Below are 12,366 nucleotides of genomic sequence, written 5' to 3'. Positions count from 1 at the left end.
GATCCTTTCCGGAGAATCACACACATGTCTTTAGCAAAAGATAAAATATGGAAGTTACTGGCCCCATTGGTCGTAATGGGCGTCATGTTTCTTATCCCCGTCCCTGATGGAATGCCTCCACAGGCCTGGCACTACTTTGCCGTGTTTGTGGCGATGATCGTCGGTATGATCCTGGAGCCAATTCCGGCAACAGCGATCAGCTTTATCGCCGTAACGATCTGCGTTATCGGCAGCAACTATCTGCTGTTTGATGCTTCAGAACTGGCCGACCCGGCATTTAAAGCGGGTAAGCAAGCGCTGAAATGGGGTCTGGCGGGCTTCTCCAGCACCACCGTGTGGTTGGTGTTTGGTGCGTTTATCTTCGCACTGGGTTATGAAGTCACCGGTCTGGGTCGTCGTATCGCGCTGTTCCTGGTGAAATTCATGGGTAAACGCACCCTGACGCTGGGCTATGCGATTGTTATCATCGACATTCTGCTGGCGCCGTTTACACCGTCTAACACCGCGCGTACCGGTGGTACCGTATTCCCGGTTATCAAAAACCTGCCGCCGCTGTTTAAATCATTCCCGAACGATCCTTCCGCGCGCCGTATCGGCGGATACCTGATGTGGATGATGGTAATCAGTACCAGCCTGAGCTCCTCTATGTTCGTGACCGGCGCTGCGCCAAACGTACTGGGTCTGGAATTCGTCAACAAAATTGCCGGTATTCAAATCAGCTGGCTGCAATGGTTCCTCAGCTTCCTGCCGGTTGGTATTATTTTGCTGATCGTTGCTCCGTGGTTGTCATACGTTCTGTACAAACCAGAGGTCACTCACAGTGCTGAAGTTGCCGCATGGGCCGGTGATGAACTGAAAGGCATGGGTAAATTGACCCGTAAAGAGATAACGCTGATCGGTCTGGTTCTGCTCAGCCTGGGCCTGTGGGTCTTCGGTGGTAAACTGATTGATGCAACCGCAGTGGGTTTGCTTGCTGTCTCCCTGATGCTGGCGCTGCATGTGGTACCGTGGAAAGACATTACCCGCTATAACAGCGCATGGAACACCCTGGTTAACCTCGCCACGCTGGTCGTTATGGCGAATGGTTTAACCCGTTCAGGCTTCATCGACTGGTTCGCCAACACCATGAGCACGCACCTGGAAGGCTTCTCGCCTAACGCGACCGTAATCGTGCTGGTGCTGGTGTTCTACTTTGCTCACTACCTGTTTGCCAGCCTTTCTGCACACACTGCCACCATGCTGCCGGTTATTCTGGCTGTCGGTAAAGGTATCCCGGGCGTGCCGATGGAACACCTGTGTATCCTGCTGGTACTGTCCATCGGTATCATGGGCTGTCTGACTCCATATGCAACAGGCCCTGGCGTTATCATCTACGGCTGTGGTTATGTGAAGTCCAAAGACTACTGGCGTCTGGGTGCTATCTTCGGCGTTATCTACATCTCTATGCTTCTGCTGGTCGGCTGGCCGATTCTGGCGATGTGGAGCTAATCATTTCGGTTCACACCTGATGAAAATGATGCCAGTCAGCTAAACCTGACTGGCATTTTTTATGATTAAATAGATGATATTCAGAATTTATATAAGTATCCGAAATCATCATGACATCAACATGGCGTTATTCTTCATTACTGGCAGCGCTTCTGCTGCCAGTTTCTGCAGCTCAGGCCGATGAACTTCAGGCAAAACAATACACTGATTTTGACAGCTACGTGCTGGCCCTCTCCTGGCAAACCGGATTTTGTCAGAGCCAACACGAGCGTAATCGTCAGGAGCCTGACGAATGTCGTTTACAAAAAGAGAGCGCAGACAAAGCGGATTTCCTGACCGTTCACGGTTTATGGCCCAGCCTGCCTAAATCCATTGCCGCCCGTGGAGTCGACAACCGCCGCTGGATGCGTTTTGGCTGCGCGACTCGCCCTATTCCCAACCTGCCTGAAGCACGTGCCAGCCGTAAATGCGCGGCCCCCGAAACCGGGCTGTCGCTGGAAAGCGCAGCAAAACTCAGCGCCGTAATGCCCGGCGCTGGAGGGAGATCCTGTCTGGAACGTTACGAGTATGCCAAACATGGCGCGTGTTTCGGTTTTGATCCCGACGCGTACTTTGGCACGATGGTACGGCTGAATAATGAGGTTAAGAACAGCGAGGTGGGCAAATTCCTGGCGGAAAACTACGGCAAAACTGTCAGCCGTAACGCATTTGACGCCGCAGTTGCCAAAAGCTGGGGCAAAGAGAACGTCAAAGCTGTGAAGCTAAGCTGCCACGGCAATCCGGCGTATCTCACTGAGATCCAGTTATCCCTGAAAGCCGACAACATCAACCAGACGTTATCTGCACAGTCATTCTTACCGCAACCGCATCCAGGTAGCTGCGGTAAACAGTTTATTATCGACAAAGTGGGATATTGAAACTTGCGACCGACGCTGCAAGCTGGCGTCGGTCCGTAAGCTTAGCGTTTTGCTCGGGCGTCCGGGCGAACTAAATCAAAACGGTGTGTTTCACTGATCGAATAATATGCCGTTGGCCCACCTGCGCGCAGTACCGGCTTCGCTTTCGCCGTCTGATAGATGCCGTCCTCCAGGAGCGTTTCATCGATGTGGATGCCCACCACTTCCCCCAATACCAGCCAGGTATCAACCGGTGAGCCATCAGCGGTAGTCAGTTGCAGGCTTTGCGATAAGCGACACTCAAAATTGACCGGGCTTTGCGCCACGCGCGGCACGTTGACTATCCGGCTATCTGCCTTGCTAAGCCCGGCGGCAAAAAACTCGTCCTCACCGTGCGGCAAGCTGGCTGACGTTTCGTTCATCGCAGTGGCCAGCTCAAGAGTCGTCAGGTTCCAGACAAATTCACCGGTTTCAATAATATTCTGCACGCTGTCTTTCCAGCCGCTGCTGGCGAAACCGATAATCGGCGGATGATAGTTAAAACAGTTAAAGAAACTGTATGGTGCCAGATTGTGCCGACCATTGCCGTCACGCGACGCAATCCAACCAATCGGGCGCGGTCCAATGATGGCATTTAGCGGGTCATGCGGTAAGCCGTGTCCCTGTGACGGTTGATAGAAATACATAGCGTTCCCTGTTGAAGTTAACGTCAGCGCAGCACAAATTATGCTTCGCTCATCCCCCTGGAAAAAGAAGATCAGCGTAGAACAATCTGCCAACGATTACGACTGAATAAAGTTGAGCAGGTCACCGTTGATCTGTTGTTTATGGGTGGTGCAAATGCCATGCGAGCCGCCGACATATACCTTCAACTGCGAATCAGGCAGTATTTCCGCCGCGACCTTTCCGCAGGTTTCAAACGGGACAATCTGATCGTCATCACCGTGGATCACCAGCGTCGGGATGGTCATCTTTTTGAGATCCTCACGCAGATCTGTTTCCGAAAACGCGTGGATACAGTCGTACAACGCTTTGATGGAACCTTGTAAACCTTGTTCAACAAAACTTTCCCTGACGGCTTTCGACTCTTTTGCGCCAGGACGGTTGTAGCCATAGAATGCAGCGGTCAATTCATAGAAAAAGGCGGCGCGATCGTTCACAACCCCCTCACGGATGCCATCGAATACCTCTTTCGGCACGCCATTTGGATTAAAGTCAGTCTTGATCATAATGGGCGTCACCGCGCCAATTAACACCGCTTTTGCGACCCGCTGCGTTCCATGGCGGCCAATATACCGCGCCACTTCCCCGCCGCCGGTAGAGTGTCCGACATGGACGGCATCTTTAAGATTGAGATGCGCGGTAAGTTCAGCCAGATCGTCAGCATACTGCTCCATATTGTGACCATCCCAGGGTTGGGCCGAACGCCCATGCCCACGCCTGTCATGGGCGATCACACGAAATCCTTTCGACCCGAGGAATAACATCTGATCCTCAAACGCATCTGCCGTCAGCGGCCAACCATGACTGAAGACAATGGGCTGTCCACTTCCCCAATCTTTAAAATGCAAATAGCTGCCGTCTTTCAAGGTAAGTTTGTCGTACTGGCTCATGAGATCTCCTGTCGCGGAACACTGAGTTGTTTGACGCGCCCGCAGCGAGCGCTTAAAAAGCATAATGCAAATTGGAGAACGATCACGTTTTTCGGCTAAAATCACACCATACGCGTAATGCTTGTCAGTTAAGCATTATAGGGAACATGTGATCCCGGCTCAGGGTTCCGTTCACCTCAGCGGTATCACTTCTCTGAAGCACTGATACCCGTGAACGAGCAAGGGAGGCTCACCGCCGCCTCCCTTGCAACCCAGGCTCCCGCCGGGATTGTTAAGGGTACGGCGATAGTACCCTTAACACGTTCACAGGTAGGATGGTTTCAGAGAAGTGAATAACATAAGGTGAACGTAGCAATGCGACGGAGGCAACAGATTTATTACCTTAGGTTCGTTAACTGACTGACATTACACCATACGCGACAATATTGATGATTTGCCTGAATGTGAACTAAATCACTTCAAACATGGGGTAAGTCTCAGTATCATCATAAAAGCTAAACCCTTGCCGCCTGACGGTGAGGGTTTTCTTTTGGGATTATTTACCTGCGCACCCGCAGTATCGACGACATGGAGTAATAAATGTCCAGACCAACTATCATCATTAACGACCTCGATGCGGAACGCATTGACCGCCTGTTGGAGCAACCTGCGTTTGCTGGTTTACCGATTGCCGACGCCCTTAACGCCGAGCTGGATCGTGCCCAAATGTGTTCTCCAGAAACCATGCCGCACGATGTCGTGACCATGAACAGCCGCGTGAAATTCCGCAATCTGAGTGATGGCGAAGTCCGTGTGCGTACCCTGGTGTATCCGGCCACTATGACTGACAGCAGCACACAGCTTTCGGTAATGGCACCTGTCGGCGCTGCACTTTTGGGGCTGCGCGTTGGTGATACCATTCACTGGGAACTGCCAGGCGGGACCTCAACGCACCTCGAAGTTATTGAGCTTGAGTACCAGCCTGAAGCTGCAGGCGACTACCTGCGCTAACTCTGTCTTATCAAAGCCACTCGCTTTATCTTACAGAGGATGCATCTGCATCCTCTTTCCGGTTAGATCTCCCTGCTCCTCGCTTTCTTTCCTGTTCGCAAAACATAAATCTGTGTCGTGACTGACAGAATCATTTTTAATACTATGCTGTTATGTGTTCATGTAATGACAAGGAGAATGTTTATGTACAACACAATCATAATGCCTGTTGATGTATTCGAAATGGAACTGAGCGACAAGGCTATTCGCCATGCAGAATTTCTGGCCCAGGATAAAGGGGTTATCCATCTGCTGCATGTGCTGCCAGGCTCAGCGAGCTTAAGCCTGCACCGCTTTGCGGCCGATGTCCGTCGTTTTGAAGAGCATCTGCAACACGAAGCGGAAACCCGTCTGCAAACGATGGTCGGTCACTTCAGCATCGATCCTTCCCGTATTAAGCAACACGTCCGCTTTGGCAGTGTCCGTGATGTGGTCAACGAGTTGGGTGAAGAGTTGAATGCAGATGTCGTTGTCATTGGGTCGCGTAACCCATCAATCAGCACCCATCTGCTCGGCTCAAACGCTTCCAGCGTTGTCCGCCACGCGACTTTGCCAGTGCTGGTTGTTCGTTAACAGCCACTGATTCGCTAAAGAAAACCCCTGTCAGGTTAACGCCTGACAGGGGTTTTTATTACCTCACGATCAATACAAATGACCGATATTCACGATGGTGCTGATCGTATCGCCAAAGAACGTCAGACGACTCAGGAATATGCCAACAAACAGCAGGACAAAAAGCGCTTTTGCGCGACGCTCTCCCTGACGGCTTAGCACAAAGGCCACCGCCAGACACACCAGACTCGCCAGATAAAGCGGCGACGTCAGCCAGGCATGCGCCGTCATCTGCATGATGGTGCCGCCGCTTAGCCAGATAATGGGCGCGGCGATCATGACCGCCATACACACAACAATCCCCTGGCGTAATGCGGCAACGGCAGGTGCAAGGTTAAGCAGTGGAATCGCCGCACACCCCATCACCCACACCGTGATAAAGAACAACAGCATTGTCAGACCGTTGGCGATCGCCACCATTGCCGGGGCAGCATAGGTCATCCCCTGCACCGCCACCAGCGCGATACCGAGAACAGAGGCCAGAACAGCTGGCGCTTTGTGCCCTTTTGCCAAAAACGTCACCCCGACCGCCGCACCGTATAAGGTGGCGCCAAGAATTTCACGGCTCAGCCAGGCGTGCTGCAGGTTAATCAGGGCATCGTAGGCGCGATCCGGATGCGCAAGGTGCAGGATCGCTGCAACGGACGCCACCGCCAGAACCAGCCCACTTACCAGCCAGTACAGGCGTTTGCTTTCCAGTTTTCCTTGCAGCGTGCGTAGCGTCAGAATGAGCGTGATCCCAACCGACATCTGGCTCAATACGGTAAAAATGACCAGCGGAAGTTCATACTTTTCCATTAATTACCCTCCGGCTGCTTCGGCTGACGCGCAAGGATAAAACGCGTGCCAGGATTAAGCTGCGGCATACGCGGGAATCCCGGCGGATACTGTACGGCATTGTCAGGTATAGGATCGGCATCCAGATCGATAAGCGTCAGCGCACCTACCGGACAGGCATTCACGCAAGCCGGTTGCATACCAACATCAAGGCGCTCGTAGCACATGCTGCATTTTTCCGCTTTCTTCGTCTCCTCATTAAAACGCGGCGCACCGTATGGGCAGTTGCGGATACAGTTTTTGCATCCAATACAGCGCTCTGGGTTATGCACCACGACACCATCTTCACGCTTGGTGTACGCCTCTACCGGACACGCCGCCAGACAGGCCGGGTTTTCGCAGTGGTTACAGGCCAGCGAATAGAACGCCCGCTCTTCATGCGGATAAATTTCTTTATCCAGCGGGTAGACATAGCGCCAGAAACGTTCAGGTTCCAACTGGTTAAAACTCTTACACGCCATTGCACAGCCACGGCAGCCGATGCATTTATCGCTATTAACTAAAAACGCGCGTCTCATGCCGCTGCTCCTTTACTGATCAAAATGATGTCCGCAAACTGACTGTGGATAGCCGCACCTGGCGCACCGGTTTTCATCAACCCCATATCGGCTGGGGTATCTGCCACCACGTTTTGAACGTTGTATTTCCTTTTCGGGAACCACGCCTCGTACATCACCAGGAAATCTTCCGGAACGTTAGCGGTCACCTTCGCACGCAGTTCTACTTCACCTACGGTGTTAAACACTTTCACCAGGTCGTTTTCGGCAATGCCTCTTTTTTCTGCGGAAATCGGATGCATATAGACAAACGGCTCCGGATAGAAGACCTGCATCCAGTCAAGGTTGATAAATTGGGAATGGATACCGAACTGCACATGCGGTGTAAACAAGTGGAATGGCAGCGTGCTTTTCGCCTCCGGTTTGTATTCCGGCAGCGCCGTATGGCCATTTTTCTCACACAGCTCAGATCTGAACTCAAACTTTCCTGAGGGGGTTTTAAATTTGCGGTCATACCAGGCCGCAGAACTCGGCAAAATGGCTTTTTTCGGGCCATCCAGTAAGTCATCCCATGAGGAGATGCCAAACATTTTGGCCATTCCGTCATTGAATTCCTGGTCCAGCCAACGCTTATGATTGAACTCCTGCGGGAATGTGCAAGAACCCGGCTCCAGCTTGTTGATTGTGCGGGAAAGTAAAACGGCGATTTCCAGATCGCATTTTGCCTCGTACATTGGCTTAATTGCAGGCTGGTTGATTGAGAGCCAGTAGTGCCAATATGAGGCGTCTACGTTCCACTCTTCAAAGGCCGTGGTGACAGGCAAAACGATATCGGCATGCTGGACGGTCTCGTTAAAGAACTGATCGGCACAGACCACCATTTCCAGTTTTTCGAATGCTTTTTCCATCTTGCTGCGATCAAAATCCTGAGCAAACGGGTTCTTACAGGCAACCCAAAGCATTCGGACAGGCGGCTCGTTGGCTTCCAGAATTCCCTTGGCGGTCTGGTTGATATTCAATGAGCGATCGGAATACTGTGCAACTTCCCCCGCAGAACCAAACTCGCTGGTAGTTCCCGCTGCACCTGGCATACCGATGGAGCCTACCGGTGGCTTCTGCATCATGGCATTGTAGTTAAAGCCCCAGGTATGCAGGTGGCCGTAGCGAGCGCCACCGCCCTCAATGCCAATATTGCCGGTCATTGCTACAAAGGCATCGATCGCCCGTACGTTAGCGCCGCCGTTAACATGACGCTGCATGCCGTAGCCAATCCACACGGTAGCAGGGTTAACCGCGGTAAATTCTTCCGCCAACTGGCGAATAACATCCGCCGACAGCCCGCAAATCTCAGACGCCCACTCTACGGTAACGCTGTTGCGCAGATAGGCTTCGAATTCCGGGTAACCATGGGAATAGTTGTTGACGAAATCCTGGTCCACCAGACCTTTATCCACCAAATGACGTGCCATACCCAGCGCCAGAGCGCCATCTGAGCCTGGACGGACACGCAAGTAGAGATCGGCTTTCGCGGCAGTCTGGGTTAACAGCGGATCGATAACGACCACTTTCGCCCCTTTCTCCCGCGCCTGGTAGATATACTTCATGGTGTGCATAGAGCACCAGGCCGGGTTAGCGCCCCAGATAATGATGTATTTTGCTTTCACAAAATCTTCCGGGTCGTTACACCACATATCACCCATATCGTAGTTCTGGGCATCGATACCGGCTGGCCAGCAAGGTGTTCCGGCAAAACGCGTGGTGTAACCCAGCGAAGACATCATCCCTTCAACCGCATAGTTCAATACCCCAAATTTGCCGGAATATTTGGTCATCGCCAGACCCAGCATTGAACCGTCTTTCTTTTTAATCTCCAGCATCTTGGTCGCAATACGCTGCATGGCGTCTTCCCAGGAAATACGACGCCAGTTCCCACTGCCGCGAACATCCTGAACCATCGGATATTTAATGCGATCCGGGCTGTATACCCGACGCGGGTAGCTCAGTCCCTTCACACACGGCGTGCCATGCGTAAACGTTGACTCAGGCGCACCCTCCACAAAGGTGATGACGTCATCCTTCACCCAGGTTTTCAGGCTACAAGTGTCATAGCAGTTACGCGGACAGGCGTTACGATAGATTTTGTAGGTTTTGGGGTTAAATGGAATGGGCGGTTGCGCCAATGCACAGCGTGAAGTCAGCAATCCCCCAGGCAGGGCTGCGACCGTGCCAAGGGCAATCAACCCTTTCAAAAATGAACGTCTGTTCAGAACTCCCGGTTCATTACTCATATTGATACTCTCGTTTTTAATTCATCAAGCCAAGAAGACAATCTTCCAGCTACGTTTTTCAACGTGGCGGTTTGTGCATTTATATTTATTTTTTCTATATACTCGGGCACCCACACCGCGACATACTCAGATGCATATCGAGTAAGGGTCACCTGGTATTCTGACGATGCTCTGGCATTAGCTGATAATAAAACCGCCAATTCCAATACACATGAAATATGATCATCCGGAATATTATTCGCGACACTTATAGATAACCCTATATTTGCCATGAATTCCCGAATGCTAAGGGTTGATTTACCCATTACAAGGGCATCTTCTTCAAGATAAACCGAAGCAAACGGCGCGGCCTTTAGCTTCTGCGGTCCGACAAACAGCGCATTGAAGTCGTACTCCGCTTCCAGCCACTCCTGCTCTGTTAGCGCCGAGGCATTTGTATCTAAAGCTGAATAAGCCGCTTTCAGCGTGCAACTATCGTGAGAGATAAAAAAATCACGTAACAATAACCCTGTCGATTCAAAGATCGTCAGGGTTTCATATATTTCACCCATGAATTAACCAACCATTTATTCACACAACAAATAATAAAATAATGCAGGTTAATATAATAAAGATAACGCCCTCTCTTTCTTTGATAAAAATAATGATCAGGCTAATTAAGTGAATGTTTTATACGGTTTATTGTTTCAAGAATTGACAATTTGAGTATATGGAAATAAAAAACCGCCAGCGGATGACTGGCGGTTTTGACATTGCAGGTGAGTCTTACTTTTTTTATGCTACTGTCGTGCGAATCAGATAATCAAACGAACTCAACGAGGCCTTCGCGCCTTCACCGGTCGCGATGATAATCTGTTTATACGGTACGGTGGTGCAGTCACCGGCAGCGAAAACACCTTTCACGCTGGTTTCGCACTTGGCATCGATGATGATTTCACCCATGCGATTACGTTCAACGGCGCCTTCCAGCCAGTTGGTGTTCGGCAGCAGACCAATCTGCACAAAGATACCGGCCAGTTCCACATTGTGAACATCCCCGCTCACGCGGTCACGATACTCCAGGCCAGTGACCTTGCTGCCATCGCCTTTCACTTCTGTCGTTTGCGCATTCAGAATGATGTCGACATTTTTCAGGCTGCGAAGCTTATTCTGCAGCACCTGGTCTGCCTTCATTTCAGGAGCAAACTCCAGCAGCGTCACATGTTCAACAATACCTGCCAGGTCGATAGCCGCTTCAACGCCGGAGTTACCGCCGCCAATTACCGCAACACGCTTACCTTTAAACAGCGGACCATCACAGTGCGGGCAATAGGTCACACCTTTGGTGCGATACTGATCTTCGCCCGGAACGTTCATGTTGCGCCATTTCGCGCCGGTGGCGATGATAATGCTACGTGCTTTCAGCACCGCGCCGGAGGCTGTTTCAATCTGATGCAAACCGCCTTCCTGCGCTGCCGGGATCAGTTTGCTTGCGCTCTGGCTGTCGATCACATCGACATCATAATCATCAACGTGTGCTTTCAGCGCACCTGCCAGTTTCTGACCTTCAGTTTTCGGTACTGAGATGTAGTTTTCAATATCAACGGTATCAAGAACCTGACCACCAAAACGTTCGCCCATCAGACCGGTGCGAATGCCTTTACGTGCAGAGTACACCGCTGCCGCCGCCCCCGCAGGACCAGAACCGACAATCAACACGTCATAAGCATCGCGCTTATTCAGTTCTTCAGCCGCACGTTTTTCTGCGCCGGTATCCACTTTCGCCACGATCTCAGTCAGCGTCATACGACCCTGGCCGAACTCTTTGCCGTTCATAAATACCGCCGGAACGCCCATCACGTTACGATCGGTGATTTCGTTCTGGAATGTACCGCCGTCAATCGCCGTATGTTTGATACGTGGGTTCAGTACCGACATCAGGTTCAACGCCTGCACCACGTCCGGGCAGTTGTGGCAGGAGAGCGAATAATAGGTTTCAAATTCAAAATCACCGTCGAGATCGCGGATCTGCTCCAGCAACGCCTGCGCCTCTTTTGACGGATGACCGCCGGTCCACAGCAGAGCCAGCACCAGAGAGGTAAACTCATGACCCAGCGGAGAACCGGCAAAACGCGGTCCCTGGTGAGAACCGGGATTGGTAATCAGGAACGATGGCTTACGCACCGCCAGAGTATTGTCTTCTTTAAAGGTGACTTTTTCTGACAGTTCAGCAATTTCAGTCAGCAGTTCCTTGATTTCTGCCGATTTAGCGCTGTCATCCAGCGTAGCAATCAGCTCAACAGGTTTGGTCAGTTTCTCAAGATAAGCCCTGAGCTGGGTTTTCATATTTGTGTCGAGCATTCTTCTTCCCTCTCTGAAAACATCATCATGCAAGCCGATTTTGCGGGACTGCATTAATGCAACTTGCGTCATGGTGCTGGAATAAAACAGGCGCAGATTTGCGCCTGTGGAATGCCGGATGCACTACGTTTATCCGGCCTACAAATAATGCGACTTAAATCTTACCAACAAGGTCCAGAGATGGAGCTAAGGTTGCTTCACCTTCTTTCCATTTCGCCGGGCAAACTTCACCTGGGTGAGAAGCGACATACTGTGCAGCTTTAATTTTACGCAGCAGGTCAGATGCATCACGGCCGATACCTTCAGCAGTAACTTCGATTGCCTGGATGATACCCTGCGGGTCAACAACGAAGGTTGCGCGGTCAGCCAGACCTTCATCTTCACGCATGTTGTCGAAGTTACGGGTCAGGGCGCCAGTCGGGTCGCCGATCATCGCGTATTTGATTTTCGCGATGGTCTCAGAGCTGCTGTGCCATGCTTTGTGGGTGAAGTGGGTGTCAGTAGATACGGAATACACATCTACGCCCAGTTTCTGCAGTTCTTCGTAATGGTCTGCAACGTCACCCAGTTCGGTCGGGCATACGAAAGTAAAGTCAGCCGGGTAGAAGAAGAAGACGCTCCAGCGACCTTCGGTATCTTTCTCGGTTACTTCGATGAACTCACCGTTTTTGAACGCCTGGTTTTTGAAAGGTTTAATTTTGGTATTAATCAAAGACATCTGTACTTCCTCCGTGTTTTCGTTGAGAGATAAGTTAACGAAAATCTC

Annotated in this window: 12 protein-coding genes; 4 read left to right on the top strand and 8 right to left on the bottom strand. The window is 51.3% G+C overall.

From position 1 onward, the window contains the following. Positions 1-24: 24 nt before the first annotated feature. Both citT and rna read left to right on the top strand, forming a co-directional pair. On the top strand, positions 25-1,488 hold the full coding sequence (gene citT, locus OGX67_RS22260; protein WP_003022114.1) for a citrate/succinate antiporter CitT: 1,464 nt from the start codon (positions 25-27) through the stop codon (positions 1,486-1,488). A 110-nt stretch (positions 1,489-1,598) separates the two neighbouring features. Continuing rightward, a complete protein-coding gene (gene rna / locus OGX67_RS22255; RefSeq protein WP_032948793.1) occupies positions 1,599-2,405 on the top strand; it encodes a ribonuclease I in 807 nt (268 codons plus the stop codon). A gap of 41 nt (positions 2,406-2,446) precedes the next feature. On the opposite strand, the gene OGX67_RS22250 is transcribed toward rna, so the two are convergent. Continuing rightward, positions 2,447-3,070 (bottom strand): flavin reductase family protein, encoded by a 624-nt coding sequence (locus OGX67_RS22250; protein WP_003022109.1) that lies wholly within the window; start codon positions 3,068-3,070, stop codon positions 2,447-2,449. A gap of 96 nt (positions 3,071-3,166) precedes the next feature. Further along, positions 3,167-3,997: an alpha/beta fold hydrolase gene (locus OGX67_RS22245; RefSeq protein WP_071696174.1), complete on the bottom strand. Its 831-nt coding sequence runs from the start codon at positions 3,995-3,997 to the stop codon at positions 3,167-3,169. Between the two features lie 579 nt (positions 3,998-4,576). Between OGX67_RS22245 and rnk the strand changes: the two genes are divergently transcribed. Both rnk and uspG read left to right on the top strand, forming a co-directional pair. After that, positions 4,577-4,987, top strand: a complete 411-nt coding sequence (gene rnk, locus OGX67_RS22240; RefSeq protein WP_003022104.1) for a nucleoside diphosphate kinase regulator — start codon at positions 4,577-4,579, stop codon at positions 4,985-4,987. 183 nt (positions 4,988-5,170) lie between these two features. Continuing rightward, positions 5,171-5,599: a universal stress protein UspG gene (gene uspG, locus OGX67_RS22235; RefSeq protein WP_003022101.1), complete on the top strand. Its 429-nt coding sequence runs from the start codon at positions 5,171-5,173 to the stop codon at positions 5,597-5,599. A 69-nt stretch (positions 5,600-5,668) separates the two neighbouring features. Here the strand turns inward: uspG and OGX67_RS22230 are convergent, their stop codons facing one another. The 6 genes from OGX67_RS22230 to ahpC form a co-directional block, all read right to left on the bottom strand. After that, positions 5,669-6,436, bottom strand: a complete 768-nt coding sequence (locus OGX67_RS22230; protein WP_071696173.1) for a dimethyl sulfoxide reductase anchor subunit family protein — start codon at positions 6,434-6,436, stop codon at positions 5,669-5,671. Then, complete coding sequence (locus OGX67_RS22225) at positions 6,436-6,993, bottom strand: 4Fe-4S dicluster domain-containing protein (RefSeq protein WP_071696172.1); 558 nt, start codon at positions 6,991-6,993, stop codon at positions 6,436-6,438. The genes OGX67_RS22230 and OGX67_RS22225 overlap by 1 nt, the downstream gene beginning before the upstream one ends. After that, positions 6,990-9,260 (bottom strand): molybdopterin-dependent oxidoreductase, encoded by a 2,271-nt coding sequence (locus tag OGX67_RS22220; RefSeq protein WP_071696171.1) that lies wholly within the window; start codon positions 9,258-9,260, stop codon positions 6,990-6,992. Before OGX67_RS22220 ends, OGX67_RS22225 begins: the two co-directional genes overlap by 4 nt. Then, on the bottom strand, positions 9,257-9,811 hold the full coding sequence (locus tag OGX67_RS22215; protein WP_257651745.1) for a TorD/DmsD family molecular chaperone: 555 nt from the start codon (positions 9,809-9,811) through the stop codon (positions 9,257-9,259). The genes OGX67_RS22220 and OGX67_RS22215 overlap by 4 nt, the downstream gene beginning before the upstream one ends. 223 nt (positions 9,812-10,034) lie before the next feature. Further along, complete coding sequence (gene ahpF / locus OGX67_RS22210) at positions 10,035-11,600, bottom strand: alkyl hydroperoxide reductase subunit F (RefSeq protein ID WP_003835619.1); 1,566 nt, start codon at positions 11,598-11,600, stop codon at positions 10,035-10,037. 154 nt (positions 11,601-11,754) lie between these two features. Further along, a complete protein-coding gene (ahpC, locus tag OGX67_RS22205; protein ID WP_002894394.1) occupies positions 11,755-12,318 on the bottom strand; it encodes an alkyl hydroperoxide reductase subunit C in 564 nt (187 codons plus the stop codon). Between the last annotated feature and the right edge of the window lie 48 nt (positions 12,319-12,366).

It is taken from the genome of Citrobacter sp. Cf118, assembly GCF_030334095.1.
Taxonomy (GTDB): Bacteria; Pseudomonadota; Gammaproteobacteria; order Enterobacterales; family Enterobacteriaceae; genus Citrobacter; species Citrobacter freundii.
This window is presented reverse-complemented; position numbering and strand designations above follow the sequence as displayed.

Bases quoted from the DNA above. Each gene is read 5' to 3' on its own strand.
- OGX67_RS22250 (WP_003022109.1), bottom strand. From the start codon at position 3,070: ATGTATTTCTATCAACCGTCACAGGGACACGGCTTACCGCATGACCCG.
- OGX67_RS22245 (WP_071696174.1), bottom strand. From the start codon at position 3,997: ATGAGCCAGTACGACAAACTTACCTTGAAAGACGGCAGCTATTTGCAT.
- citT (WP_003022114.1), top strand. From the start codon at position 25: ATGTCTTTAGCAAAAGATAAAATATGGAAGTTACTGGCCCCATTGGTC.
- OGX67_RS22215 (WP_257651745.1), bottom strand. From the start codon at position 9,811: ATGGGTGAAATATATGAAACCCTGACGATCTTTGAATCGACAGGGTTA.
- ahpC (WP_002894394.1), bottom strand. From the start codon at position 12,318: ATGTCTTTGATTAATACCAAAATTAAACCTTTCAAAAACCAGGCGTTC.
- rna (WP_032948793.1), top strand. From the start codon at position 1,599: ATGACATCAACATGGCGTTATTCTTCATTACTGGCAGCGCTTCTGCTG.
- rnk (WP_003022104.1), top strand. From the start codon at position 4,577: ATGTCCAGACCAACTATCATCATTAACGACCTCGATGCGGAACGCATT.
- ahpF (WP_003835619.1), bottom strand. From the start codon at position 11,600: ATGCTCGACACAAATATGAAAACCCAGCTCAGGGCTTATCTTGAGAAA.
- OGX67_RS22230 (WP_071696173.1), bottom strand. From the start codon at position 6,436: ATGGAAAAGTATGAACTTCCGCTGGTCATTTTTACCGTATTGAGCCAG.
- OGX67_RS22225 (WP_071696172.1), bottom strand. From the start codon at position 6,993: ATGAGACGCGCGTTTTTAGTTAATAGCGATAAATGCATCGGCTGCCGT.
- uspG (WP_003022101.1), top strand. From the start codon at position 5,171: ATGTACAACACAATCATAATGCCTGTTGATGTATTCGAAATGGAACTG.
- OGX67_RS22220 (WP_071696171.1), bottom strand. From the start codon at position 9,260: ATGAGTAATGAACCGGGAGTTCTGAACAGACGTTCATTTTTGAAAGGG.